The organism is Streptomyces sp. NPDC001108 (genome assembly GCF_053598535.1).
The window spans coordinates 483008-508576 of sequence record NZ_JBSFKL010000002.1 but is presented as its reverse complement, the minus strand read 5'-3'; the positions used below and the strand labels follow the sequence as shown (position 1 = coordinate 508576).

The window sequence follows — 25569 nt, the reverse complement described above, 5'->3', positions numbered from 1 at the left end:
GGCGCCGGCCGGCACGGACGGCCCCGCCGAGCACGGACCGCCCGGACGCCCGGCGGTGCCGACGGACGCACGGCGTCGTCCCCCGGCACCCGGCCGCACCGGCGGACGACGACAGGAAACGACAGGAAGGGAACCACCCCATGACCGAGCCAGTGGAGAAGCCGACCTACCCCGTCGGCGGTGCCGGAATCTTCGACGTGGACCCCGATCAGCGCGGCGTCAGCCAGAACCCGGACACCGTCGTGGCCTCGGACACCGACGCCCTCCCCGAAGACACGGAGATCTGACATGGGCAACGTTCAGGGCATGCTCGCCGCGGCCCGGAAGCTGCTGGGCACCACCGAGCAGCCGCCCGGATCCAACCGCAACCTGGTCACCCGGTGGTACGGCTTCACCGGCCCCTGGTGCGACATGGCGGTCAGCTACGCCGCCGCGCACTCCGACAACCTCTCCGCGGTGGGCGGCAAGTTCGCCTACACCGTCGCCCACGCCCGCGCGTTCCAGAAGAAGGGGCGCTGGCACTACGGCATCGGCGGCATACGCGCCGGCGACATCGTGTTCTTCGACTGGTCGGGCTCACGCTCCATCGGCGCCATCGACCACGTCGGCATCGTCGAGGCGGTGCACTCCAACCGCACCATCACCACCCTGGAGGGCAACACCTCCAACGCCTTCCGCCGCCGTCTGCGCAACTCCGCGTGCGTCGTCGGCTACGGCAGGCCCGTCTACGCGGGCGGCGGCGCCCCGATGCCGAGTACCGACGGCATCCTGCGCCGGGGCTCGAAGGGCAAGGCCGTCACGGTCCTGCAGAAGAACCTCAACACCGTGCAGAACGCCAAGCTGACGGTGGACGGCGATTTCGGCCCGGCCACCGACAAGGCGGTCCGCGTCTTCCAGGCGGCCCACCGCCTGACGGTGGACGGCGAGTACGGCCCGAGCTCGGCGGCCATGATGAAGGCGGCCCTCGCCAAGCGCAGCCAACCGATCCGGCCCACCGCCCTCGTCCCCACCGGCGCGCTCAAGGCCGACGGCGAGTTCGGGCCCGCCACCTGCTCCGCCCTCCAGCGCACGCTCAACAGCCGGATCCAGGCCGCCCTGGACGTGGACGGCGCCTTCGGGCCGAAGACCGTCACCGCGCTCCAGCGGTACCTGAAGGTCACGGCGGACGGCATCGTCGGCCCGAAGACCGTCACCGCCCTCCAGCACCACCTCGGCGGTACCGGCGACGGCGAGTGGAGCAAGGACACCACCCGCCGGCTCCAGGAAGCCCTGAACAACGGCACCTTCTGACGGATCGCACCGGGGGCGGGGGGACACCACGGCGTCCCCCCGCCCCCGGGCACCCGCCCCGAGCCCCGGGCACCCGCCCCGACCGTCGACGTCAGCCAGGAGAGACACATGGACACATCCACCGCGGCGACCGCCTCGACCGGCTACAAGGTGGCCGTCACCGAGCAGCACAAGGGCCAGATCCTCGTCTTCGAGCGCACCGCCCAGTTCACCGACGCCCACGTGAAGTGGAGCTTCAGCACGGGCAACGCCCCCGGCTGGGACCACCCCTTCGAGATCCGCTTCCGCGACACCAAGCGCTACGGGGCCATCGCCCTCATGACGTTCGGCAAGCCCGGCGAGGGCCGCGCCGGCATCGTCAACGTCACCGGCGACGCCCACCTCACCCGCGCGGACCTCCTGTGGTCGGCCCGCATCACCACCTACCCGCACAGCATCGAGCGCGTGCCCAACGCCGGAACCGTCGTCGTCGCGGGCTCCCGGGACCGGCTGCACGTCTTCGGTCCCTCCAGCAGCGACCTGGCGTCCCTGAAGGAGATCCAGACGCTCTCCTTCACCAAGGCGCACGCGGTCCTGTGGGACGACCAGAACAACCTTCTGTGGGTCACGGGCGGCAAGGTCGTCCGCACCTACCGGGTCAACGGCACGATGCGCAACGCCCGCCTGGTGAAGTACGGGCCCGACCTCACCATCGCCGGGAACGGCCACGACATCCAGCCCGACTACTCCCGCCCCGGCACGCTCCTGGTCAGCGACAGCCACCACGTGTACTGGTTGGACAAGAAGACCCGGAAGATCACGAAGACCATCTCCCTGGCCTACCCGAAGTCCTACGTACGCCACTCCTCCGGCCAGGCGATGTGGACCACCGACCCCGACCCGGACGACTCGCGCTGGGGCGGCCCCACGGTCCACTTCTCCGAGGGCGGCGACCGCACCCGGCCGGGAGCCGAGATCTACAAGGCCCGCCTCTACACGACCCAGTTCCACTGAGCCGTCCCCAAGGGCCGCGAGGGGTGTCGCCGGGCCGGACCCGGTGACACCCCTCGCGCCGTCCCACGGCCCTTCCCGGGTCTCATCTCTCAGCGGACGACGTCGAATTCGTTCTTCTGGAGGCCGTTGGAGTAGGCCTCGTGCTCGACGAGCCGCAACTTCTGGGCGTCCTTGTCCGTGGTGCTGAACAGGCGCTTGCCCGCGCCGAGCAGGAGGGGGAAGACCAGCAGGTGGTAGTGGTCGATGAGAGGGAAAGGCCTGCCGCCACGGAGTGCTCGACGGTGGCTTGGTGTGGACCGAGGTTGGTCGACACCGTCGAGCGCTACGCATTCATTTGCATTAGCTGCTACACATTTCGCTCCTCGCGGTAAGGCCCCAGCGAGCCTTTCGCGTGTATTTGTCGGCTAATTCATGCAGTTCTTGTAACATCCTTGATGAGTGGAAGCTTTGCTTGTACCTTTGCTCAAGTTGCAACAGCAAGCGTTGTGTATCGCTGATGGGCGTGCCTCTTCGGAGTGTTGCGCAACGTGCCCGGGAGGGGGTGGACGGCCTGGGGCTGCGCGCTTCGGTGTCGGCGGAGTGCTGGATCGCCGGTTGCGCACGGAGCGTCCGGGCCTCGGCGGGCCGACGAAGTCACGATCGTCGGTATTGGATCCCAGTGAGGCGCGAGGTCTCTTCTCGTTCTGCCTTCCGGGTGATCACCAGGTTTCCCGGAGTGTGGTCCGAGAGGTGAGTTCATCAAAAGTGAAGGGCCTTCAAGGTGTGGGCACGAATTTCGTTGGGGGAAGGCGGAGTGTGTTGAAGGAGATCTCTCATGACGCAGGGGAGGGGCGCGATGGGCAGGGTGATGTGGAGTCCGGGCGGCATGTGCGGCCGGCGGTGCAAGGGGAGCTCGACGCCGTCGCTGACCTGACGCCGCGTGAAGTGGATGTGCTGCTTATGCTCTCGCGCGCCGCGTCTAACCGTGAAATTGGCCGTGCGTTAGGCATAGCCGAACGGACCGTGAAGGCCCACCTGACCAGCATCATGAAGAAAATCGGGGTCCGGTCCCGGACGGAGGTGGCCATTTTCTCCTTCGCGTACCATCGCGTGATCCTCCGGCACAGTCTTTCCTTTGTTGTGCGATGAGGGGCATGGCAACTGATCCGGAGTGACATCGTCCTGGTTCCCATAGGAGGAGGCATCCCGAGGTGCCCCCGCTGCGTGCGGTTGACCGGTGCGGGCCGGGTGCATTGCATTCGGCCCGCACCGGGTTCGGGTATACCGAGTTCGGGGTGATCCCGTATGGTCGGTCAGACGATGAAAGAAGTGGCCGCGGCGACTACGGCTATTGCGGCGTAGGCGAAAAGCAGGACCGGGCGGAGCGTGCTCCGGGTGAGGCCTGCTTTGTGTGCCTTGACTTCCGCGTGTGCGAGATTGAGGGAGCTGTTCAATCCGGCGAGCATGATGGCGCCGGAGAGCAGCACGGCCCACCAGGTGCTGGACTGCCAGATTCCTGCCAGCCCCCCGCTGAGCATCAGGACAGGAAGCACGTAGATGTACGGAGGTGGTTTCTCCGGTCCGGTTTCCGCTAGTTCGGGATTATTGATCATTTCACCCTCTTTTGCGTTCCATGTGTTTCTCCTCGGAACGGGCGCTGTCCCCTGCTGCACGGCAGCAGGGGACAGTCGATCACCTCAGCGCATCACGCGTGATTGATGATGTACTTGATGATCTCCCAGAGGGTGCTGGCGTTGGAGAATCCGATGATGGTCTTCCACACCCACTTTGTGGGGCTCCAGGAAGAGAGCCCGGAGACCTGCTTCTTGAGGTATGCGACACCCTTGGTCTTTCCCAGCGAGTAGGCCTTCTTGGCCACCTTCACCGACCACTTGACGGCGCCCGGAACTCCCTTGAGGAGCTTCCATGCCTTCAGGACCAGGGAGGAGGCGCCCTTGGTGGAGATGTCGCCCTGAACCATGACGGTGGAGCCCTGGCCCACCGTGCCGGCATTGATGCCTTCGGACCTCAGCGCGGCCACCAGTGTCCGAGCCTGAGCGGTGCTGTCTGCCTGGACGAACTGGACGGTCCGGGCGGCCGCGACAGGCTCGGATGCCCGATGGGTCGCAGCATTGGCCGCCGGCGCGGCGAGGCCGAGAGTGACTGCGGCGACCACCGAAGCAGCTGTTATGCGGAGCTTGCGATTCATGGAACGTCCCCCAAATCTCTGCGCGAAATTGATTCAGCGGTTCGTCTCGATTGCGATTACCGCTGCATGCATCCTCGCGAGAGGGGGATCGCTTATTCTATTGAATCTTCGGGCATCCGACTTATGTGTAAAACCTGAAAGTGCTACTCCTGTCGGGTCGTGCTGGTGGTGGTGGTGTCTTCCGGCCTCGCAGCCGGTCGCGACGGCTTGGGGGCGGTCAGCGCCAAGGGGCCGCCGACCCGTTGAGCGTGAACTGGAGCGCGCAGGCCGCCACCAGCAGTACGGCGGAGGCGACGGCGGTCGACCGCTTCGGCTTCTTCCGCCCGGCGACCGCCCACACGCCCATCAGGACGAGCGGAACCCAGCCACCCAGACCGAGCCACCATGCCGCTTGTCTGCCGAAGGGCCAGTCGTCGTTGTCCGCCTTGACGTACAACAGGACCGAAAGGACGGCGAAGGGGATCGGGGAGCCCCACATGGCCTCGTAGAACGCCTCGGTGGTGCTCTTCTCTCCCCGCGCAGTGTGCTCGGGTCTCGGCTGGGTCCGTTCCATGGGTGTCCCGCCCTCCTGTGATCCGCGGTCGTCTGCCGTGGGCCCGTGTGCCGCTCCTCGCGCACAAGGGTGCGTTCATCACGACAGACGTCTGGATTGGCGTCAAGGTTGAAGCGTGGCAAGGTAGTTGGCATGGTGCTCGCTGATGGAACCTGCTCCCGCCCCGGTGTCTAGCGGACGACGTCGAAGACGTTCTTCTGGAGGCCGTTGGAGTAGGCCTCGTGCTCGACGAGCCGCAACTTCTGGGCGTCCTTGTCCGTGGTGCTGAACAGGCGCTTGCCCGCGCCGAGCAGGAGGGGGAAGACCAGCAGGTGGTAGCGGTCGATGAGGCCGGCGTCGGAGAGGGCGCGGTTGAGGGAGGCGCTGCCGTGGAGGATGATCGGGCCGCCCTCGGTCTCCTTCAGCGCGGCGACCTCGTCGAGCGAGCGCAGGATCGTGGTCTCGCCCCAGTTGTCCACCAGGTCGTCCTCGGTGAGGGTGGTGGAGACGACGTACTTCGGCATCGTCTTGTAGTCGGCGAACTCCGGCATGTCCGGCCATACCGCGCTGAACGCCTCGTAGCTGGTCCGGCCCAGCATCATCGCGGCGGCCTCCTTCTGCTCGCGGCCCTTGATCTCGAAGGCCTCCGGCACGAAGGCGATGTCCTTGAAGGTCCATCCCGAGTTCCGGTAGCCGGGCTCGCCGCCGGGCGCCTCCACGACGCCGTCGAGCGAGATGAAGGCGGTGCTGATCAGGGTGCGCATGTCCGGGGTCTCCCGTGTCCGTGGCAGTGGTACGCCGATGATCTCTCACCCGGTACGACCGCCGGGCACGCGGAAACTCATCGGTGCCTCGTCGCGCGACCCGTCCGCCGGGTGCCGGTTTCGCCAAGCATGCTGCCGTCGTGGGGAGTTGGTCGTCGAGGGAGGCCGGTGGTGCGCCGCGGTCACCCGTCTGCCCCGCCCGGAATGCCGCCACCCCGCCACCGCGCATAGCGTGACAGCCGACCGCGTACGGCTGACGTACGGCCCGGGGTGGCGGCGGACGGAGGCGTGGACGGAGACGGACCATGAAGCTCGGCCTGCACTACTGGAACTACTCGGCACCGGCCGACCCCGCGCTCATCGCGCCCACCCTCGCCGAGACGGCCCGGGTCGCCGAGGAGGCCGGATTCGCGTCGTTCAGCGTCATGGACCACTACTTCCAGATGGAGACCGGGCACAGCGTCGCCGACGAACCCATGCTGGAGGGCTACACCACGCTCGGCTACGTGGCCGCGGTGACCCAGCGGATGTCCCTCGGCCTGCTCGTCACCGGAGTGATGTACCGGCACCCCGGCCTGCTCGCGAAGATCGTCACCAGCCTCGACGTGCTCTCCGGCGGCCGGGCCCGGCTGGGCATCGGCGCCTCCTGGTACGAGCGGGAGCAGTACGGGCTCGGCGTCCCGGTCGTCCCCGTCGCCGAACGCTTCGAGCGGCTGGAGGAGACGCTCCGGATCTGCCTCCAGATGTGGAGCGACGACAACGGGCCGTTCCGGGGCCGGCACTACCGGCTGGCCGAGACGCTCTGTGTGCCCGAGCCGATCGGCGGCCACCCGCCGATCATGATCGGCGGTGGGGGCGAGCGGAAGACGCTGCGCCTGGTCGCCCGGTACGCCGACGCCTGCAACCTCTTCGCCACCGGCCGGGACGAGGTCGCCCACAAGCTCGACGTGCTGCGCGCCCACTGCGTCGCCGAGGGGCGCGACTATGACGCCGTCACCAAGACCGTGCTGTACAACGGCCCGGTGCTGGACCGCCCGGCCGCCTTCCTCGACGACGCCCGCGCCTACGCGGAGCTGGGCGTCACCGAGATCCAGCTGCTGCCCGACCGGAACCCGGTGAGCTTCACCCGCCAGGTCGCCGAGCACCTCGCCCCCGCCGTCGCCGCGATCGGGTGACCGGCGGGGGCTTGCGGGGCGGCGGGAACGGCGGGGACGGTGCCGGCGGCTACACGCCGGTGGTGCCGTCGACGATCTCCCGGATCAGGTCGAGGTGGCCGTTGTGCCGGGCGGTCTCCTCGATCAGGTGCAGGACGATCCAGCGCAGGTCGGGGTGGCGGCCGTCGCCGCGCGGCCGGGCGGCGAGTGCGTCCAGGTCGTTAGAGGCGACCAGTTCCCGGTAGCGGGCGGTGCGTTCGGCGTACAGCGCCAGTACGTCGTCGAGCGGCATGTCCAGCGCGATGCGCATCTCGCGGTCGGGGTCCTCCTCCGTCCACGGCCCCTCGTCCTCGCCGCCGAGGAAGACCACCTCGAACCAGTGGTACTCGACCCAGCTCAGATGGTTGATCAGCCCCGCGACGGTCATCAGGGGGGAGCCGGGCAGCGGGGCGCGGCGGGCGTTCTCCGGCGAGATTCCCTCGCATTTGGCGCGGGCGGTGTCGCGCGCGTAGTCGAGGAAGGTGGCCAGCTGGGTGCGCTCGTCCCGGGCGGGAGGCGTGTCGGTGCGTGTCATCGGCGTACACGATCCGCGAGGGGGCACGGGTTGTCCACCGGATTCGGCGGCCGTCGCCAGGTGCCGGGGCCGGAGGGCGGAGGAGTGTGGGCGGGGGAGCGCGGGCGGGCGGGGCGGTGGGTTCCCCTTGGGGTCCTGGCCTGGGTCCGTGGGCCCACGCCCGGGAGATCGCGCCTGGCTAGGCTCGTGCCGACCAACTGCGAGCCCCCTCGACAGGCGCCGGAACACGCGCCCGTCCGGCATGCCCGCGCGCACCTGAACTGCACGCCCACCTGATTCTTCATGGGGTGATGTGTCGATGAGTGACGGTTTCTTCTACTCCTACCATCTCGGCTGGAGCCGCCCGGACTCCGAGTGCCTCTTCGGTGATCTCGACGCGGCGGGGCTGCGGCTCGGCCATCCGGTCACCAGACGGGTCACCCTCCTCGGCCCGGGGCCCGGACCGCGCGGCCTCCCGTCGTGGGTGACCAGGGAACAGCTCGTCCTCCTGGCCGGCCTCCAGCGGCTCGACAGCGTCGACTTCCTGCTGTGGGTGGAGAGCGGCGCCGGGGTGCCCGCCCGGGTCCGCCGGATGCGGGACGGGGTGGTGGCGCTGGAGTTCGGCTTCGGCGGGCTCACCCGGGACGAGCAGGAGGTGGCCGCGCGGGCGATCCGCGAGGCGATCGGGCGGGCTTCGGTGCTCTGCATCGGCTTCGTCGTCGACCGCGAGGGCGCCTCGGCGGCCACGGACTGGAGCGGTGTCGTCATCAACGGCACGACGTACTTCGACAGTTGGCCCGACACTCTGGCGGTGCGGCACGAGATCGCCGCGACCCAGCCGCAGTTGGCCGGGGTGGCCTCGTACGACCAGTCGCCGTGGATGCTGTTCGGCAGCGAGGTGCCCGTCCGCTAGCGGCGGCGGGCGCCCGGTTCCGCCCCTTCAGGTCCGTGCAGGGTGCAATCAGTGATTTTGAGCCTTGCATTGGGCCCTGAGGCCCATGCCCCGAAGGGTGCCGGTGTGGTCGGATGCGTGAACTGGCTGAACTCTGGCCTCTCACCGGCAAGCTGGGGGACCTGTCGTGTCTGGCATGAGTGGAATAGCGTTCGCGGGCGGGGGCGCCGGCGCGGGCGGCGGGGTCGTCACGGGCGGGTACGGCAGGCGGTCCCTGCCGCGCCCCCTGCAGGCGGTACTGATCCTCGTACGGCTCCTGTTCGCCGTCGCGGCCCTCGGCGGCATCGGTGTGCTGGTGGTCGCGTCGGAGCTCGACGGGATCGACGGCGAGCTGCTCGGGCTGCTGCTGTACGCGGCGCTGCCGAGCGCGGTGGGCTTCGTGCTCTCGCTGTACGTGCGCACCGGCGGGGCCTGGGTACGGCGCGGGCTGCTGGCCGTGCACGTCTGGCTCGCCCTGGGCGCCCTGGCGACCCTCGGGGGCGGCGGTGCGCGCGGGGTCACCCAGCTGGTGATCCCGGTCGTGGTCCTCGTCCTGCTGTTCCGGGCGAGCGCCCGTGAGTGGTTCGACCTCCCCCTCGGACAGCGGGCGGCGCACAGGCGGTTCAGCCTCGCGCGCATGATCAGGTGGCGGCGGGACGACGAGGGCCAGACCGCGATGGAGTACCTGGGCATGGTCCTGGTGGTCGTCGCCCTCATCGGGGGGCTGGTCGTCACCGGGATCGGCGCCCAGATCACCGGCGGGATGCAGGACGCGATCTGCCGCCTCACCGGAAGCGCCTGCCCGGCGCCCGGCAGCGGGAACGTGGAGGCGGGACACGGCAGCGCCAGCGGCGGGGCGGACTCCGCCGGAGGCGCCGACACGGCCGGAGGCACCAGCACCTCGGGCGGCACCGGCAGCACCGGCAGCACGGGCGACTCCGGAAGCACCAGCACCACCGGCGGCTCCGGTTCCTCGGGAACCGAGGGAACCGACGGAACCACCGGCTCCTCCGGCTCCTCGGCCAGCACCGGTTCCTCCGGTGGCTCCGGCGGCGACACCGCCGTCCAGACCGACGACGGCGGCGACGACGTCGACACCTCCGGCGAACCGGACGGCGGCGACGACCAGGACGACAGCGGCACCGCCAACGGCGACGACCAGCCCGGCGAGAGCTGCACCTCGGGCGTCGGCGCCTTCTTCTCCTGCGCCGCCCACCAGACCGGCGGCTTCTTCAAGGGGCTGGTCGGCGACGGCCTGTGGGGCGACATCACCGGCACCATCGACACGGTCCTGCACCCCATCAAGGCGTGGGACGGCCTGAAGGAGTACGGCAAGAGCCTCGGCGACAAGTGGAGCGAGGACTCCAAGGACGCTGGCGGCAAGTGGGACAAGGGCGACTACCTCGGCGCGCTCTGGGACTGGACGAAGGCGTCCGGCTCCACGGGCGTCAAGGTCCTCGACGACGTGTTCATCGGTGACGACGTCCGGGACATGTGGAACCGGGGCGACGAGGGCCAGGCGATCGGCACCGGCCTGTGGAACATCGGCTCGCTGTTCATCCCCGGCTACGGCGAGGGCAAGCTCGTCGGGAAGCTCGGAAAGCTGGGCAAGCTCGGGAAACTCGGCAAGCTCGGCGAGTTCGCCGAGAAGGCCGGCGAGGCCGCGAACAAGGCGAAGAAGGCCGCCAAGGCGGGCGACGTCGCCGCCGCCGAGAAGGCCGCCAAGGAAGCGCAGCAGCACGCCGACGACGCCGCCGAGAAGGCCGGGCTCAAGGGCTGCACCGTCGGCATCGGCGGCCGCCTGCGCGTCCCGTACGGCTCCGGCCCCGCCGTCGGCGCGTCCGGCACCGGCACCGCCGTCCTGGCCGCGCCGCCCGCCTCCGTGCCCGTCGGCTTCTTCCTGGAGAAGTGCGGCGACGTCGACCCGGAGAAGAAGGCCGCCGCCGACGAGGCCCAGAAGCAGGCCGACGAGGCGAAGAAGGCCGCCGCCGCGGCCAAGCGCAGGCAGGGGCTGGAGCGGGCCCAGGCCCAGCCGAAGCCCGCCTGGTACGACGACCTGAAGGACCCGCCGGCCGGGGCCAAGGACGCCGGCGACGGGTCCTGGGCGGAGATCAAGCCGGGCGTCTTCAGCTACGCGACGGAGATGGGCGCCCGCTACCAGGAGCAGATCTCCAAGGTGGGACGGGGCAAGGAGTACGAGGTACCGCTCGACAAGCTCACCGGCAAGCCGGTCGACTTCGACGGCTGGGACTCCGCGCGCGGCACCTACCTGGAGGCGAAGTACGGGTACAAGAACCCGGACTTCTACAACGCCGACACCGGAAAGCTCACCCCGAAGATCACCGAGCGGTGGTCCGCCCAGGCGAGGCGGCAGGTCGACGCGGCGCGCGGCCGGCCGGTCGAGTGGCACCTCTCCGACCCGGATGTCGCCGAGGCCGCGCGTGAGATGTTCAAGGAGCAGGGCATCGACGTTAAGGTCATCCACACCCCCGATGACCTGGTCGGCGGCTGAGCGTCGGCCGGGCAGCGGAGCGCAGGACCCGAATCCGAGGAGAGAGTCTCGTGCTGTACGTCGTCGTCAACGGTCTCTGGGGCCCCCGCGCGGAGTCCGTGCGGAGCGTCGCTGAACGCTGGTCCGGCACGCTCGCCGCCCTCAAGGACGTCGACGCCCAGACCTTCGACGTATGGCACGAGGCCGGTGACGACCTCCCGTCCGACCCCCTGCTGGAGCCCTCGGCCCCCGCGCTGGCGGAGTACATCGAGCGGCGGAACACGGGCCCCGACCTCGACGTGGTCGGCTACACGTCGTCGTCGTGGGCGCGGAACCCCAAGGCGGCGTACGTGTCCCTGACGACCCACGCGGGCGGCACGTCGCGGTACGCGCCGCACTCCGTCTCCCTCGTCTTCCGGTCGCGCGAGGTCGACGAGACCGCCGAAGTGATCCGGCGGACCCCCGAGATCCTGCGCGTCCTCGCGGAGCAGTGGGAGATCGACGCCGGGCAGGTGTACGACAAGGCCGTGGACGCGGCGGTGACCGAGCGGTTCGACCTGGAGAACAGCGCCCCCCGGTGCGGCCGCGCCGTCTTCCTCTCGGCCGGCCGCGCGGCCCGCGCCCCCGAGGACCTGCCCGGGGCGTACGTCCGCACCGCCGACGGCGGGCTGGTCGTCGACCTCACGTACGGCGGCACGAAGGCCCCGGAGATCGACACGGTCATCGAGGCGAACGAGCGGCTGCGGGCGGCCGGGGCGCTGGAGAAGCTCCCGACGCCGTTCGACCGGGACCGCTACTGACGACCGGGGCGGGGCCGGACATGTCCTAGAGCCAGCCCCGCATGGCCGCGAAACCGGCCAGCAGACCGATCGCGAACACCCCGAGCACCACGGTGAACAGCGCGGGCATCAGCACCGGCCCCCACGCCCCCGGACCGGCCACCGTGGCCCGCCGTCCCGGGTCGGCCGGGTCGTAGCTGACCCGCACCGGGGCCCCGACCTCGAAGCCGAACGGGCCCGGGGCGTGGTCGGTGAACTCGATGTCGCGGCCGTCGCGGGTGCGGAAGGTGAAGACGTACTCGGTGGCGTAGCCGCGTTCCGTGCCCGGCCCCCGGTCCACCGTGCGCCGCTCGGCGCACCGCCCCTCGGCGCGCTCGCCGCGGCGCAGCAGCGCCAGTACCCGGTTGAGCCGCAGGGCCGAGCGGATCGCGAACGCCCCGAGGAAGAGGCCGAACAGCAGCAGGAAGGTGGCCGTGCCACCGGGCAGGACCTGCATGGACGAGCTCCCCCGCTCCTTCAGGAAACGGCCGGTACGGCCGGGTCGATCACCCGACCGTACCGGCCGTTTCCGCTACTTGACGGTGATGGAGTCGACGAAGGCGTCGAGGTCCTTCGCGCTCAGGGTGCCCTTGACGGCGTTGATCCGCACCGCGAACGGCACCTTCTTCGAATCGACGCCCGCCACCACGACCCCGGTCATCCGGGTGCCGTCGGCGGGGGTCCGCTGCTCGCCGTTGGAGGTGAACTCGTAGTCGATCCGGCGGGCGTCGCGGGCGCTCTCGGGGCCCGTGAGCCGGATCTCCTGGGTGGCCTTGCGGGTGGCGCCGACCCCGATGCCGGCGCCCGCCGCGGCCGCGGCCTCGCCCGCGTCGTCGACCCCGGTGGCGAAGTCGAGCTGCACCGAGACCATGCCGGTGCGCAGCCCGCTCTCCTCCTTCAGCGCGACGGCCGCGTTGCCCTTCGCCAGTTCGGCCTCGGGCTGCTCCTTGTAGCCCTGGTTGCCGGGGTAGCCGACGGAGAGGCTCTTGGTGTCGAGCTTGCCCCAGCCCTCCGGGAGGGCGGCGGAGTCGCTGCCGCACCCGGAGAGCAGGGCGAGGCCGACGGCGGCGGCAACGGTCGTGCCGATCGCCCGGTGGATCTTCCGTGTCGTCATCGCCATCGTCATCGCCATCGCCTCTTCGTCGTACCTGTGTGCCGGCCGCGGTCGGTGTGCTCCGCGGCCATCCTTCCGTACCGCTACTTCGCGCAGTAGCTGTACGGGAGATAGGAGCGCTTGTCGCCCTGCGGAGCCCCGAGGAACTGCGCGTCGTTCAGGGTCTCCTTCTTGTGCTCGTCGGAGATCGAGAACCCGAGGCTCATGCCGAGCGAGACCTCGAAGCCGAACTCCTGGGCGTCCGTCTGGCCGGTGTACTTCATCGTGCTCGACAGACCGTCCTGGAACATCAGCTGGTCGAACGGGTCGTTCCCGGCCGGCTTGTTCTCCATGTTGTGGTCGCCGAAGAGGTACTCGAAGGGCGCGGTGTTGTTGCCGGAGCCGTCCAGCCACTGCTCGGCGATGGCCCGCTTGGCCTCGGTGTCCGCGTCGGTGTCCTTGCCGAAGACGATCGAGTTCGTCTTGACCTGGATGCCGGTCTCGCCGGAGGAGTCGGTGCCGCTGACCTTGCCGCCCCGCTTGTCGCCGTCCTTCTTGCCGTTGTCGCCGCTGATGTCGCCCTTGTCCGACGTCGAGGTGCCTTCGAGGGTCTGGGTCATGTCGATACGGACGATCTTCCCGGTCTTCTGGTCGCGGGTGACGGTGACCGCCCCGGTCCGGGTGTCCTTCGCGCCGGCCGTGCCGCCGAACGGGCCGGCGGTGCCGCTGACCTTGCCCTCCAGTTCGAGCTTGGCGGTGTACGTGTACGACTCGTTGCCGTTCACGTCGTCCTTGGTGATGGTCACCTCGGGGGAGAACTTCGCCTTGCCGCCGAGCTTCGCGCCGAGCTTGGTGTCGTCGCCCGCGTTGATGGAGAGTCCGCCGTCCGCGTAGGCGTTGAGGCCGATCGTCGAGTACGAGATCTTCTTGTCGCCGATCTTCTTCTCGACGTCCTTCTTCTTGTCGGCCCACTTCATGCCGGAGTACCAGCCACCGCCGTAGCCACCGCTGTACTTGGTGGAGGTCTCCCACATCTTCATTTCCTCGATGTCGTCCCGCATCTTCTTGGCTTCTTCCTCGCTCTTGAAGACCCAGGTGTCACCGTTGGTGATCTTGATGCCGCCGCCGACGTCGACGTCCGCCTTGCCCAGCTTGCCGAGCTTGACGCCGGGGGTGGAGGCGGTGGCCCCGGCCGAGGCGGCGTCGGTGAACGTCATGTAGACCAGCTTGTCGTTCTCGTCGACCTTGCCGTCGCCGTTGATGTCGGTGTTGGCCTGGCTGACCTTCTGCTGGAAGCCGTACTCGTTGCCCCACTCGAACCAGCCGATCTTCACCTTGCCGCCGACGGTGTCGGAAACGCTGGAGACCTGGCACATCTTGGGTTCGTAGTCGGCGTCCGTCTTCGGCTTCGCGGTGGTGTCCGTGCCGTTGCCGCCGCCGGTGGAGCAGGAACCCCCGCCGCCGCCCATCGCGTTGATGGCGCAGCGGATGCGCTCGCCGATCTGTCCGCCGACGCCCGCCATCGACATCGCGCCGATCAACGTGACGACCAGGACGATCACGCCGAGGTACTCCATGGCGGTGGCCCCGCCGTCCCGCCAGGAGTACGGCTGGTACGGGGTGGGCGCGTCCTCCTCGCCGCGGTCCTCCAGGAGCCGGTCGACGGCCAGGCCCGCGGCCGCGCCGGTCACCAGCGAGACGATCGGCATCAGGGTGCCCTCGATGCCCACCAGGTGCCAGGAGACGGCGAGTCCGTAGACCAGCGCGGCCACCGGCACGGTGAGCGCGGCGCCGAGCGCCACCACGCGCGATTCGCGGTACTCCGCGGGCAGCACCCGGGCGGCGGCCAGGACCGTGACCAGGGTGGTGATGACGTTGGGAACGTGCAGCAGGGCCAGCCGCCAGCCGAAGCCGGCGAGCCGCTCGTCCGAGGCCAGCAGCTCGACGAGCCCGCGCGAGAGCAGATACCCGGCGGCGATGTAGACCAGCGCCCCGGCGGCCCAGCTACGGGTCAGCGCGAAGAACGTCCCGCTGCTCCCGCCGGAACCACCGCCCCGGCTCCCGGGAGGTATATGGCCCCGGCCTCCACTTCCCCAGCCCCCGCCACCAGTCACGGCTCTTCCTCTCCGACGCCCGCTCGCCCTGCTTGCCCTGCGTGAGCCCGCGGTTCGGGATGCGGGCGTGGCCGTGAGCGTACGGGTGTACGAGCCGGGTGACCTGGGCCCTTGGCCCCAAAGTCGGGCCCAACGCGCGATGCCCCGCCCCTCCCGCCGAGGGCGGGGGAGGGGCGGGGCATCGCGCCGGGGAGCGGACGCGTCAGGTCCGCACGGTCAGTCCAGGTCGTCGGCGAAGGTTCCGGCGCGCTCGGCGACCTCCGGGCGGCGGGCCTTCAGGACGGCGAAGCCGACGACTCCGACGACCAGCGCGCCGACGAACACGTACGGCAGCACGTTCAACGGGAACTCCGGGACCGGCCACAGGTTCCGGTAGAACACGTAGACCATCGCGGCGGCCCCGACCAGGCCGAGGAGCCAGGTGACCAGCAGCCCCCGCGCCCCGATCCGGCGCACGAACAGCGGGGCGGCCAGACAGACCAGGGTGTAGCTGAGCATGTAGCCGAAGACGCCGATGGTGTCGATGTACGACGTCGCGTTCAGCGGTGCCGTTCCCGCGCCGACCACGAGCACCGCCGGGACGACGACGAACGGGGTGACGACCCAGATCGCGGCGGACGGGGTGCGGTGGCGCGGGTGGGCGCGGCCGAGCCTGGCCGGCATCACACCCTCGTTCGCCATGCCGAACAGGAGCCGGGCGGCGACGGTGATGCAGGCCATCACCACGGCCACGAACGAGGCGGCGAACCCGGCGTGCAGGAAGAACTTCAGGAAGCCGAGCCCGGACATCTCCGCCAGCTCGTCCATCGGGTCGGAGCTCTTCCCCAGCGCGTCCGCCCCGCCGAACCCGGCGACCTGGGCGTACGTGGCGAACATGTACAGCACCCCGGCCAGCACCGCGCTGCCCATCACCGAGCGGGGGATCGCCTTGTACGGGTCGGTGGCCTCGGCGCCGAGCGAGGCGGCGCCCTCGAAGCCGACGAAGCCGAGCACGCCCAGCACCACGGCGAAGACGATGCCGTCGAGGGTGGAACCGCTCAGGCTCAGCTGGTCGGTGTCGATGATGTTGCCGCTCTTGAAGAAGGCGGGCAGCAGCACGACCACGATCAGGACGATCGACACGACCTCCAGCACCGAGGCGACCCGGGCCGCCGTCCGCACACTGGCGATCGTCAGCCGCATCGCGACGGCGGCCAGCAGCACGTCCAGCAGGATCTGGCCGGTGATCCCGGTGAAGACCCCGATGCCGATCTGGTCGAGGGCGCGCGCCGTGTAGTACCCGGCGCCCGCCAGCGAACCCGAACCGATGCACACCGCGCCGATCAGCAGCGCCCAGCCGGTCACGAAGGAGCCGGGAGCCCCGAGCGAGAGCCGGGAGAACGCGTACAGCGAACCGACCCCGGCCCGGCGGCGGGCGAAGACGCAGATGCAGTACGCGATGGCCAGCACGGCGGCCATGGCCAGGAAGAACGAGAACCAGGCGCCGTTGCCCGCGGACGCCGCCATGCTGGCGGGGGCGAAGGCGATGACGGCGCTCGGTGCCACGTTGGCGACGCTCTGCGCGCCGACCTCGAAGGTGGAGACGGACCGGTGGGCCAGGCCGTCGGACGGCGCGGGGGCGGTCTGCTTTCCGGCGGTGCTCATGTCCGGTCCTCCATCATCAGCAGCTGGCGCAGCGCGTGACCGGCGGCGAGGTCGGCCAGGGCGTCGCCCGCCTCGTCCAGCGGGCGCCGCGCCGAGATCATCGATTCCACGTCGAGCTCACCCGACACCACCAGGTCCACCAGGGCGGGGATGTCGCGGGCGGCGTCCACCGAGCCGTAGTTGGAGCCGAGGATGCGCTGGTCGGCCTCGGCGAGGGCGAGCGGGTCGAAGCGGGCGGTCCGGCCGGTCGGCGGGAGGCCGACGATGACGGCGGCGCCGCCCTGGCCGAGCGCCGCGATGGACTGCTCGGTGGTCTCGATCTTGCCGATCGCGTCGAAGACGTAGTCCAGGCCCTCGGGGACCAGGGCGCGCAGCGCCTCGACGACATCGCCGTCCCGGGCGTCCACCGCGTCCGTCGCGCCCAGCCTGCGGGCCAGTTCCAGCTTCTCCGGGACGACGTCCACGGCGACGATCCGGCCGGCCTTCGCCAGCCGGGCGCCCTGCACGCAGGACAGCCCGACGCCGCCGCAGCCGATGACGGCGACGGTCGCGCCCTCCTCGACGCCGGCGGTGTTGCGGACCGCGCCGACGCCGGTGGCGATGGCGCAGCCGACCAGGGCGATCACGTCGAGCGGGGCGTCCTCACGGACCTTGATCGCGCCGGAGGCGGGGACCACGACCCGCTCGGCGAAGGAGGAGACGCCCAGGTAGTGGTGGGCCTTCTCGCCGTCGACGGAGAGCCGGCTGGTGCCGTCGTAGAGCACTCCGCCGGGCGCCACGACCTCGGCGACCAGGCTGCACGCGGCGGGCCGCCCGGCCAGGCAGAACCGGCACTCGCCGCAGGACGGCACCCAGGACAGCACCACGTGGTCGCCGACCGCCAGGCCGGTGACGCCCGCGCCGAGCGCGGTGACCACGCCGGAGCCCTCGTGGCCCAGGACGACCGGGACCGGGTGGTCCCACTCGCCGCGGATGACGTGCAGGTCGGAGTGGCAGACCCCGGCCGCCGTCACGGCGACCTCGACCTCGCCGGGGCCGGGCGGGGCCAGCGTGACGTCGGTGACGGCCACGTCCTGGCCGGGGGAGCGGAAGACGACGCCGCGCACCGTACGCGCGGTGCTCTCTTGGAAGGACGGGGAGCTCATCGGCCTACTCCTCGGGTGGTGCGGAACGAAACGGGGGAGGTGCGGCGGCGCATACGGCCGTCGAGGGGGGCGGCACGGGAGGCCGCCCTGGCGTCTTGTTTAGCGCCATTAAACTTTCGTCAAGTTTTACAGCACTAAACTCGATGGGTAAAGACCCTTCTGCATCCCTTTTGACCTGGCTCTTCCCCCGGCCACCGCCCGTGACGTCCCCGACAGGTAGCGTGTTCGCCATGTCCGAAGCCGCTGACAGTCACATGTCCACGATCGGTCCGCGGTTGCGCGAGCTCCGGCAGTCCCAGCGGCTGACCCTGGTTCAGGTCGCCGAGGAGGCGGGCGTCACCAAGGGCTTCCTCAGCCTCGCCGAGCGCGGCAAGACCTCGGTCTCCGTCCCGACCCTGATCCGTATCTGCGAGGCCCTGGGCACCGGCATCGCCACGCTCTTCGACTATCCGGACCAGGACGTCGTCAAGGGCGGGCTCGGCGCGAAGCTGGAGATGGGCGGGCACGGCATCGAGGAGTTCCTCCTCACCCCCGCCGAGGAGCGGCACGTCCAGGTGATGCGGACGATCCTGCGCCCCGGCGGCGGCTCCGGCGGCGCGTACAGCCTGGAGGCCGAGACGGTCTTCGCGTACCTGGTACGCGGCACCCTGCGGCTCACCGTGGACGGCGAGCCCAGGTTCCTGGAGGCGGGCGACTCCACGACGTTCTCCGCGCGGGCCGCGCACGCCTGGGACAACCCCGGCGCGGAGGAGACCGAGGTCCTCTGGTCGATCGCCCCGGCCCTTCCGCTCTCCCGCACGAAACTCAGGCCGTAGGACCCGACTTCACAGTGCGCCCGCCGTGCGGCCGGGCGCACCCAACCGTTCGCTACCGGTCGGTGCCGGTCTGTTCGACCGCGACGACGGCTCCCGGCCGGATGCCCCACTTCTCCATCGTTCCGGCCTCCGACTCGATCACGTGCCGGGCCCGCAGCCGGGGCAGACCCAGTCGGCCGGGCTTCATCGTGTGGACCGCCACCACCCGGAACTTCCGGTCCAGGTACGCCACATCGATGGTGAACCGCATCCGGAAGCTGTGCACGCTCCCGCACGGGGTGATCATCAGGGCGCCGTCGATCCCGTCCTGCCCCAGCAGACCGCGACTGCGGGCCCGGTAGGAGGCCGCGATCCGCAGCGGTATCGCCTCACCCCGCCCGCCCTGTCCGTCGGTGACCGTCAACGTGCCTGTGCCATTGCGCCATTGAGCCATGGCCATGAAGGTAGCGCCCAGTGACGGATCCTGGGTCCGGAACGGTGCCCAGTGGGCCCCAGGACCCATGACCCGTCTCCGGGCCCCGCCTAGGGTCGCCCTTGTGGACGCCATGCTGACAGTGCTCGCCGCTCTCTGGGGGACGGCCGCCGGACTGCTCGTCCCGCGCGCCGCCTACCGGTTCTCCGTGGAACCGGAGGAGCCCTGGCGCGACGCCTGCCCGGCGGGCCACCCGCTGACCGGCCCGGCCGGCGGCTGGCTCGGCTCCACCCGCTGCACGACCTGCGCCACGGCCCCGGACGCCCCCGACGACGCCCAGGCCCCGCACGCGGAAACCGCCGAGAACCCGGGCGCGGAAACCGCCGAGGCGCCCGCAGAGGTACCGTCCGGGGGAACCGCCGGAACGACCACGGACGGCCGACCCGCGGCAACCACCGAGGAGCGGGCCGCCCGGCCCGCCGAAGCCCCGGCCGACGGCTCCACCGGGCAGCAGACCGACCCGCCCGCCGACCCGCCCGCCCAAGGCCCCGGCGAAACCCGCCCCCACCCCGCCCGGTACGCCCCCGGCGCCCTGGTCCCGGTCGTCACCGCGCTGTCCTGCGCGGCCCTCGGCGCGGCCACCGGGCCCCGCCCCGAGCTGGCCGTCTGGCTGCTCCTGGCCCCCGTCGCCGTCCTCCTCGCGACCATCGACCGCCGCGTCCACCGGCTGCCCGACCGGCTGACCCTGCCCGCCGCCGGGGCCGCCGCCGTCCTCCTCGGCCTCGCCGCGCTCCTCCCCGAACACGCGGGCTCCTGGTCCACCGCGCTGCTCGGCGGCGCCGCCCTCGGCGGCTTCTACTTCCTGCTCTTCCTGATCAACCCGAACGGCATGGGCTTCGGCGACGTCAAGCTCGCCCTGTCCCTGGGCGCGGTCCTCGGCTGGTACGGCTGGGCCATGGTCTTCGCCGGAGGCTTCGCCGGATTCCTGCTCGGCGCGGCGTACGGGTTCGGGCTGATGGTCCTGCGGCGGGCCGGGCGCAAGACCGGCATCCCGTTCGGCCCGTTCATGATCACGGGCGCGCTGCTGGGCATCCTCCTCGGCGCCCTGGCCTCCTGACCCGGACCGGTGCCGGGATACCCGTTCGCGCCGCCCGGCGCCCGCTGCCACCATGCCCGTATGCCCGCAACACCCGAAGCAGAGCGCGCCCGGTTCGAGGAACTCGTCGCGGAGGCGGCCGCCGCCCCCGTCGACGGCTGGGACTTCTCCTGGCTCGACGGCCGCGCCACCGAGGAGCGCCCCTCCTGGGGGTACGCCCGTGCCATGGCCGAGCGCATGGGCCGGGCCACCGCCGCCCTGGACATCCAGACCGGCGGCGGCGAGGTCCTCGCCGCCGTCCCCGCGCTGCCGCCGCTCACCGTCGCCACCGAGTCCTGGCCGCCGAACATCGCCCGCGCCACCGCGCTGCTGCACCCGCGCGGCGCGGCCGTGGTCGCCGACCCGGACGAACCGCCGCTGCCGTTCGGTGACAACGCCTTCGACCTCGTCGTCAGCCGCCACCCGGTGACCACCTGGTGGCAGGAGATCGCCCGGGTCCTCGCACCCGGCGGGACGTACTTCTCGCAGCAGGTCGGCCCCGCCAGCGTCTTCGAACTCGTCGAGTACTTCCTCGGCCCGCAGCCCCCCGAGGTGCGCGGCGCCCGCGACCCCGAACAGGCCCGCGCGGCGGCCGAGGCGGCCGGGCTGGACGTCGTCGACCTGCGGTCCGAGCGGCTGCGCACCGAGTTCCTCGACATCGGCGCCGTCGTCTACTTCCTGCGCAAGGTGATCTGGATGGTGCCGGGCTTCACCGTCGAGGAGTACCGCCCCCGCCTCGCCGAACTGCACCGTCTGATCGAGACCGAGGGCCCGTTCACCGCCCACACCACCCGGTTCCTGATCGAGGCGCGCAAACCGGTACGGCCGCCGCGACCGGAGTGAGGATGCGACCCTGGACGGCGAGCGCCTGGGGAGGGAGCCGACCATGCCGGCGGAGAACGAGGACGTGACCAGGGCGCCGAGGGTGCCGAGGCAGCGCCGGGCCGACTGGCTCAGCGGCGCGCGGATCGTCGGGGTGCTCGGTGTCGTCTACCGCCCCGAGGGGCTGCTGGCGGAACCGGAGGCCGTCGAGTTCCTGCTGGCCGACGGCCAGTCGCTGCTGCTGACCTGCGCGTCGGACCGGAGCCTGCGGATCGGCCCGGGAGCCTGGCCCCGGCTGCCCGACTGGTGCGTACCGTCCGGGCAGTGGGAGTTCGCCACCCTCCCGGGGCTGCCGCCCCCGCCCGACGGCGGCTGGACGGTCGTACGCACCGAGGAGCGCGGCGACGCCAACGGACAGGTGCGCGAGGCCGTGATCCGCTGCGAGGGCGGCAGCTTCGTGGTCGGCGGCGGGGACACCGTGGCGGTCCGCTTCACCCGGGGCCACCGGGGCGCCCCGTCCCCCACCTGACCACCCGGCCCCCCGCCACTCGCCGCCCGCCGGACCGGAAGCTGTCCGCATCCACGTTGTATCCGGAGAGTGATTGTTGTGTGGCGTGGCACGCGTCGGCACTTACGAAGGGTTATGGTGGAAACCCCCCCTCGGGCCGGTCCGTATCCCCCCCCCACGGACCGGCCCGTTTTTTCGGGCCCGCGGCACCGGCCGCACCGGCCCCGGGAAACCGCCCGTCCCGTCAGCCCCGACCGGCCCAGATGTTGGTGCCCGCGGTGTCCACGGCGAAGGTGTCGATCTCCTTCAGCTCCGCCTCGGTGAGCGGCGGCCCGGTGAGCGCCGCCACGTTCTCCTCCAGCTGCGCCACGCTCGACGCGCCGATCAGCGCGGACGTCATACGGCTGTCGCGCAGCACCCAGCACAGCGCCAGCTGGGCGAGCGACTGGCCGCGCCGCTCGGCGATCCCGTTCAGCCCGTTGAGCCGGCGCACCACCTCGTCCGAGAGCAGCGCCGGGTCCAGCGACTTGCCCTGGGTGGCCCGGGAGCCCTCCGGAATGCCCTTCAGGTACTTCCCCGTGAGCAGGCCCTGGGCGAGCGGAACGAAGGAGATGCAGCCCATGCCGGCCGCCTCCAGCGTGTCGAGCAGCCCGTCGTCCTCGACCCAGCGGTTGATCATCGAGTAGGACGGCTGGTGGATCAGCGCCGGTACGCCCATCTCCCGCAGCAGCCGGGCGGCCTCGGCGGTCTGCTCCGCGTTGTACGAGGAGACGCCCACGTACAGTGCCTTGCCCTGCTGGACGGCGGAGGCGAGCGCCCCCATCGTCTCCTCCAGCGGGGTCTCCGGGTCGAAGCGGTGCGAGTAGAAGATGTCGACGTAGTCGAGGCCCATCCGGTTCAGCGAGGCGTCGAGCGACGACAGCAGGTACTTGCGGGAGCCCCATTCGCCGTAAGGGCCGGGGTGCATCTCGTACCCCGCCTTGGTGGAGACGATCAGCTCGTCCCGGTACGGCGTGAAGTCCTGGCGGAAGATCTTGCCGAAGTTCAGCTCGGCGGAGCCGGGCGGCGGCCCGTAGTTGTTGGCCAGGTCGAAGTGGGTCACCCCGAGGTCGAAGGCGCGGCGCAGGATCGCCCGCTGGGAGTCCAGCGTGCGGTCGTCGCCGAAGTTGTGCCAGAGGCCGAGGGAGACGGCGGGCAGCTTGAGACCGCTGCGGCCGGTGCGGCGGTACTCCATGGAGTCGTATCGGGTGTCGGAGGCCCGGTGGGGAAAGGAAGAATCAGTCACGTTTCTCTGCTTATCACGGACTTGTGACAGACCAGGTTGGGCCGGTGCACCGCCCGCGCAGTAATGTGGCGGCTTCGGGGACCACCACGGCACGGCGGGGCGACGCGCCCCGCGGGCGGGTGCGGCGACCCCAGGGGGGACGGCCCCGGACCCGGGCAGCGGGGGGCGGTCGGGCCCGCACGGAACCGAGAGGGTGAACTCAGTGAACTTGCGCGACCTGGTGTACGGGCTCTACGCGCGCCGGGTGGAGGCCCGGCTCGACCTCACCCAGGTGCCCAAGCACATCGGCGTCATCCTCGACGGCAACCGGCGCTGGGCGAAGGCGTCCGGCGGGACGGCCGCGCAGGGGCACCAGGCGGGCGCGGACAAGATCAAGGACCTGCTCGGCTGGTGCAGCGAGACGGACGTCGAGGTCGTCACGCTCTGGCTGCTCTCCACCGACAACTTCGACCGCCCCGAGTCCGAGCTGAAGCCGCTCCTCGGGATCATCGAGAACACCGTGCGCGACCTCGCGGCGGACGGCCGCTGGCGGGTCCACCACGTCGGCACGCTCGACCTGCTTCCCTCCCACACCCAGATCGTGCTCAAGGAGGCCGAGCAGGCCACCCTGGACGTCGACGGGATACTCGTCAACGTCGCCGTCGGCTACGGCGGCCGCCAGGAGATCGCCGACGCGGTCCGCTCGCTGCTGCTGGACCACTCCGCCAAGGGCACCTCCTTCGAGGACCTGGCCGAGATCGTCTCCACCGACATGATCTCCGAGCACCTCTACACCCGGGGCCAGCCCGACCCCGACCTGGTCATCCGCACCAGCGGCGAGCAGCGGCTGTCCGGATTCATGCTCTGGCAGACCGCGCACTCCGAGTACTACTTCTGCGAGGTCTTCTGGCCGGCCTTCCGGAAGGTCGACTTCCTGCGCGCGCTGCGCGACTACGCCGCCCGGGGGCGCCGCTACGGCGGCTGAGCGCCACACACGGCCCGCCCGCCCCGGGCGGCATGGCTTCGGTTGTTCGAGGGAATACCCCAGACAGGTCGACGTCCGGTCAGGAACCAGGCGGACGTCGTGTCCAAGTGAGCGGCATGGAGTCCGCTCGCCGGGGAGGCCCTTTGCACACGAAGGACCGTAAGAACGACGCGGCCGACGCGGAGGGCCGGTGCCCGGCCCGTGCATCGGGGTACCTGCCCGGTCATTCCTCTCCCATTGGGATGCTCCGCGACGCCGTCGCACCCCAACCTCGTCCGAGGGGGTACGTCCTTCCGTGGTGACCAGCTCAAAGCGCCGCATGCCCGACAGGCGCACCTATGTTCTCGACACCAGCGTCCTGCTGGCCGATCCGAACGCCATGACCCGTTTCGACGAGCACGAGGTCGTGCTCCCGATCGTCGTGGTCACGGAACTGGAGGCCAAACGCCACCACCCGGAGCTCGGGTACTTCGCCCGGCAGGCCCTGCGCCTGCTGGACGACTTCCGCATCCGGTACGGCCGGCTCGACGCCCCGATCCCCCTCGGGGAGCTGGGCGGCACGCTGCGCGTCGAACTGAACCACTCCGACCCCGGCGTACTGCCCGCCGGTTACCGGTTGGGGGACAACGACTCACGGATCCTCGCGGTCGCGCGCAACCTCCAGGCCGAGGGGTACGACGTCACGGTCGTCTCCAAGGACCTGCCCCTGCGCATCAAGGCGTCCTCGGTCGGCCTCCTCGCCGAGGAGTACCGCGCCGAGCTCGCCATCACCGACTCCGGCTGGACGGGCATGGCGGAGCTCTCCCTCTCCGGCGAGCAGGTGGACCTGCTCTACGGCGAGGAGACGCTGTACGTCCCCGAGGCCGCCGAACTGCCCGTGCACACCGGGCTGGTCCTCCAGTCCGAGCGCGGCAAGGCCCTCGGCCGGGTCACCGCCGAGGGCAACGTCCGCCTGGTCCGGGGCGACCGGGAGGCGTTCGGCATCCACGGCCGCAGCGCTGAGCAGCGCATCGCGCTCGACCTCCTCCTCGACCAGGAGGTCGGCATCGTGTCGCTGGGCGGCCGGGCCGGCACCGGCAAGTCGGCGCTGGCGCTCTGCGCCGGTCTCGAAGCCGTCCTGGAGCGCAGGCAGCACCGGAAGGTGATGGTCTTCCGCCCGCTGTACGCGGTCGGCGGGCAGGAGCTGGGCTACCTCCCCGGCACCGAGGCCGAGAAGATGAGCCCCTGGGCACAGGCCGTCTTCGACACGCTCTCGGCGGTCGCCGGGCGCGAGGTCATCGAGGAGGTGCTGGGGCGCGGGATGCTGGAGATCCTGCCGCTCACCCACATCCGGGGCCGCTCGCTGCACGACGCCTTCGTGATCGTCGACGAGGCGCAGTCGCTCGAACGGAACGTCCTGCTGACCGTGTTGTCCCGGATCGGGGCCAACTCCCGGGTGATCCTCACCCACGACGTGGCGCAGCGGGACAACCTCCGGGTCGGCCGGTACGACGGAGTCGTCGCCGTGGTCGAGAAGCTGAAGGGGCATCCGCTCTTCGCGCACGTCACCCTCACCCGCTCCGAGCGTTCGCAGATCGCCGCCCTGGTGACCGAAATGCTGGAGGAAGGGCAGATCTGACCGGGGATGTGAACCTGGTGCCGCCCGGCGAGCGAAGCAGCTTAGCCGGGCGGCGTCGCGTCACGGCGGCGTTTCCGCGAATCGTCTGCTCCAAACGAGGTGTGAGCTTTCACACGCAACAGAGAATTGCTTCCCGGCGTGCCGTTCCGGCAGAGTCTTGCTTCCGTCAGGCCCCGCATACGGCACACCCGCACCTTTCGAGGTGCCATGCACCGCACAACTCAACAGACGCCGTCCGTATGCCGCCCGCGAGTACCACGCGGCGCTCCTCCGGGAGTCGCCCACCGGGCCCGTGCCTCC

At 70.8% G+C, this 25569-nt stretch carries 26 protein-coding genes and 1 pseudogene; 14 read left to right on the top strand and 13 right to left on the bottom strand.

The features are described from left to right. The first annotated feature begins 140 nt into the window (after nucleotides 1-140). The 3 genes from ACWC97_RS07090 (at nucleotide 141) to ACWC97_RS07080 (ending at nucleotide 2283) form a co-directional block, all read left to right on the top strand. Entirely contained in the window at nucleotides 141-287 is a 147-nt protein-coding gene (locus ACWC97_RS07090) for a hypothetical protein (protein WP_352273384.1), read from the top strand. Nucleotide 288: 1 nt separating this feature from the next. Next, a complete protein-coding gene (locus ACWC97_RS07085; RefSeq protein WP_352273383.1) occupies nucleotides 289-1290 on the top strand; it encodes a peptidoglycan-binding protein in 1002 nt (333 codons plus the stop codon). 108 nt (nucleotides 1291-1398) lie between these two features. Continuing rightward, a complete protein-coding gene (locus ACWC97_RS07080) occupies nucleotides 1399-2283 on the top strand; it encodes a DUF6528 family protein (protein WP_352273382.1) in 885 nt (294 codons plus the stop codon). An 89-nt stretch (nucleotides 2284-2372) separates the two neighbouring features. Here ACWC97_RS07080 and ACWC97_RS07075 read toward each other — a convergent pair. Further along, nucleotides 2373-2531: pseudogene (locus ACWC97_RS07075) on the bottom strand (dihydrofolate reductase family protein); the annotation flags it as partial. 547 nt (nucleotides 2532-3078) lie between these two features. On the opposite strand from ACWC97_RS07075, the gene ACWC97_RS07070 reads away from it, so the two are divergent. Beyond that, complete coding sequence (locus ACWC97_RS07070) at nucleotides 3079-3411, top strand: helix-turn-helix domain-containing protein (RefSeq protein WP_450647880.1); 333 nt, start codon at nucleotides 3079-3081, stop codon at nucleotides 3409-3411. 164 nt (nucleotides 3412-3575) lie between these two features. Here the strand turns inward: ACWC97_RS07070 and ACWC97_RS07065 are convergent, their stop codons facing one another. From ACWC97_RS07065 to ACWC97_RS07050, 4 genes are all read right to left on the bottom strand, one after another. After that, a complete protein-coding gene (locus tag ACWC97_RS07065; RefSeq protein ID WP_450647878.1) occupies nucleotides 3576-3875 on the bottom strand; it encodes a hypothetical protein in 300 nt (99 codons plus the stop codon). A gap of 92 nt (nucleotides 3876-3967) precedes the next feature. Next, nucleotides 3968-4471 carry a hypothetical protein gene (locus ACWC97_RS07060; protein ID WP_352273379.1) on the bottom strand — a complete coding sequence of 168 codons (504 nt, stop codon included), beginning with the start codon at nucleotides 4469-4471 and terminating at the stop codon, nucleotides 3968-3970. Nucleotides 4472-4688: 217 nt separating this feature from the next. After that, complete coding sequence (locus ACWC97_RS07055) at nucleotides 4689-5024, bottom strand: hypothetical protein (RefSeq protein ID WP_450647876.1); 336 nt, start codon at nucleotides 5022-5024, stop codon at nucleotides 4689-4691. Between the two features lie 170 nt (nucleotides 5025-5194). After that, nucleotides 5195-5767, bottom strand: coding sequence for a dihydrofolate reductase family protein (locus tag ACWC97_RS07050; RefSeq protein WP_352273377.1), 573 nt, complete (start codon nucleotides 5765-5767; stop codon nucleotides 5195-5197). Nucleotides 5768-6072: 305 nt separating this feature from the next. Between ACWC97_RS07050 and ACWC97_RS07045 the strand changes: the two genes are divergently transcribed. After that, the gene (locus ACWC97_RS07045; RefSeq protein WP_450647873.1) at nucleotides 6073-6942 is read left to right on the top strand and encodes an LLM class F420-dependent oxidoreductase; all 870 of its coding nucleotides are present in this window, start codon (nucleotides 6073-6075) and stop codon (nucleotides 6940-6942) included. Between the two features lie 49 nt (nucleotides 6943-6991). On the opposite strand, the gene ACWC97_RS07040 is transcribed toward ACWC97_RS07045, so the two are convergent. Then, nucleotides 6992-7495, bottom strand: a complete 504-nt coding sequence (locus tag ACWC97_RS07040; protein ID WP_450647871.1) for a DinB family protein — start codon at nucleotides 7493-7495, stop codon at nucleotides 6992-6994. Nucleotides 7496-7793: 298 nt separating this feature from the next. On the opposite strand from ACWC97_RS07040, the gene ACWC97_RS07035 reads away from it, so the two are divergent. The 3 genes from ACWC97_RS07035 (at nucleotide 7794) to ACWC97_RS07025 (ending at nucleotide 11696) form a co-directional block, all read left to right on the top strand. Beyond that, nucleotides 7794-8387, top strand: coding sequence for a hypothetical protein (locus ACWC97_RS07035; protein ID WP_352273374.1), 594 nt, complete (start codon nucleotides 7794-7796; stop codon nucleotides 8385-8387). A gap of 175 nt (nucleotides 8388-8562) precedes the next feature. Then, on the top strand, nucleotides 8563-10917 hold the full coding sequence (locus ACWC97_RS07030; RefSeq protein WP_450647869.1) for a Tox-REase-5 domain-containing protein: 2355 nt from the start codon (nucleotides 8563-8565) through the stop codon (nucleotides 10915-10917). A 50-nt stretch (nucleotides 10918-10967) separates the two neighbouring features. Further along, on the top strand, nucleotides 10968-11696 hold the full coding sequence (locus tag ACWC97_RS07025) for a hypothetical protein (RefSeq protein ID WP_352273372.1): 729 nt from the start codon (nucleotides 10968-10970) through the stop codon (nucleotides 11694-11696). 25 nt (nucleotides 11697-11721) lie between these two features. Here ACWC97_RS07025 and ACWC97_RS07020 read toward each other — a convergent pair whose 3' ends face one another. From ACWC97_RS07020 to ACWC97_RS07000, 5 genes are all read right to left on the bottom strand, one after another. Next, the gene (locus ACWC97_RS07020; protein WP_450647867.1) at nucleotides 11722-12171 is read right to left on the bottom strand and encodes a DUF3592 domain-containing protein; all 450 of its coding nucleotides are present in this window, start codon (nucleotides 12169-12171) and stop codon (nucleotides 11722-11724) included. Nucleotides 12172-12246: 75 nt separating this feature from the next. After that, on the bottom strand, nucleotides 12247-12840 hold the full coding sequence (locus ACWC97_RS07015; protein WP_352273622.1) for a hypothetical protein: 594 nt from the start codon (nucleotides 12838-12840) through the stop codon (nucleotides 12247-12249). A 71-nt stretch (nucleotides 12841-12911) separates the two neighbouring features. Next, nucleotides 12912-14921, bottom strand: a complete 2010-nt coding sequence (locus tag ACWC97_RS07010) for a hypothetical protein (protein ID WP_352273370.1) — start codon at nucleotides 14919-14921, stop codon at nucleotides 12912-12914. Between the two features lie 216 nt (nucleotides 14922-15137). Then, nucleotides 15138-16565 carry an APC family permease gene (locus ACWC97_RS07005; protein WP_352273369.1) on the bottom strand — a complete coding sequence of 476 codons (1428 nt, stop codon included), beginning with the start codon at nucleotides 16563-16565 and terminating at the stop codon, nucleotides 15138-15140. Next, the gene (locus tag ACWC97_RS07000; protein ID WP_402389066.1) at nucleotides 16562-17710 is read right to left on the bottom strand and encodes a zinc-binding dehydrogenase; all 1149 of its coding nucleotides are present in this window, start codon (nucleotides 17708-17710) and stop codon (nucleotides 16562-16564) included. Before ACWC97_RS07000 ends, ACWC97_RS07005 begins: the two co-directional genes overlap by 4 nt. A gap of 230 nt (nucleotides 17711-17940) precedes the next feature. Here ACWC97_RS07000 and ACWC97_RS06995 point away from each other — a divergent pair, with 230 nt between their 5' ends. After that, nucleotides 17941-18525: a helix-turn-helix domain-containing protein gene (locus ACWC97_RS06995; RefSeq protein ID WP_352273367.1), complete on the top strand. Its 585-nt coding sequence runs from the start codon at nucleotides 17941-17943 to the stop codon at nucleotides 18523-18525. Between the two features lie 52 nt (nucleotides 18526-18577). Here ACWC97_RS06995 and ACWC97_RS06990 read toward each other — a convergent pair whose 3' ends face one another. Next, nucleotides 18578-18958 (bottom strand): DUF192 domain-containing protein, encoded by a 381-nt coding sequence (locus tag ACWC97_RS06990; RefSeq protein WP_352273366.1) that lies wholly within the window; start codon nucleotides 18956-18958, stop codon nucleotides 18578-18580. A 112-nt stretch (nucleotides 18959-19070) separates the two neighbouring features. Between ACWC97_RS06990 and ACWC97_RS06985 the strand changes: the two genes are divergently transcribed. The 3 genes from ACWC97_RS06985 to ACWC97_RS06975 are packed head-to-tail and all read left to right on the top strand — an operon-like array spanning nucleotide 19071 to nucleotide 21423. After that, the gene (locus ACWC97_RS06985; RefSeq protein ID WP_450648197.1) at nucleotides 19071-20054 is read left to right on the top strand and encodes a prepilin peptidase; all 984 of its coding nucleotides are present in this window, start codon (nucleotides 19071-19073) and stop codon (nucleotides 20052-20054) included. 60 nt (nucleotides 20055-20114) lie between these two features. Next, a complete protein-coding gene (locus tag ACWC97_RS06980) occupies nucleotides 20115-20915 on the top strand; it encodes a class I SAM-dependent methyltransferase (protein WP_352273364.1) in 801 nt (266 codons plus the stop codon). Between the two features lie 43 nt (nucleotides 20916-20958). Next, nucleotides 20959-21423, top strand: a complete 465-nt coding sequence (locus ACWC97_RS06975; protein WP_352273363.1) for a hypothetical protein — start codon at nucleotides 20959-20961, stop codon at nucleotides 21421-21423. Between the two features lie 223 nt (nucleotides 21424-21646). Here ACWC97_RS06975 and mgrA read toward each other — a convergent pair whose 3' ends face one another. Beyond that, complete coding sequence (gene mgrA / locus ACWC97_RS06970; RefSeq protein WP_450647862.1) at nucleotides 21647-22687, bottom strand: L-glyceraldehyde 3-phosphate reductase; 1041 nt, start codon at nucleotides 22685-22687, stop codon at nucleotides 21647-21649. Nucleotides 22688-22889: 202 nt separating this feature from the next. Between mgrA and ACWC97_RS06965 the strand changes: the two genes are divergently transcribed. After that, nucleotides 22890-23651: an isoprenyl transferase gene (locus tag ACWC97_RS06965; RefSeq protein WP_352273621.1), complete on the top strand. Its 762-nt coding sequence runs from the start codon at nucleotides 22890-22892 to the stop codon at nucleotides 23649-23651. A gap of 295 nt (nucleotides 23652-23946) precedes the next feature. Beyond that, the gene (locus ACWC97_RS06960) at nucleotides 23947-25269 is read left to right on the top strand and encodes a PhoH family protein (protein WP_352273361.1); all 1323 of its coding nucleotides are present in this window, start codon (nucleotides 23947-23949) and stop codon (nucleotides 25267-25269) included. Nucleotides 25270-25569 lie beyond the last annotated feature (300 nt).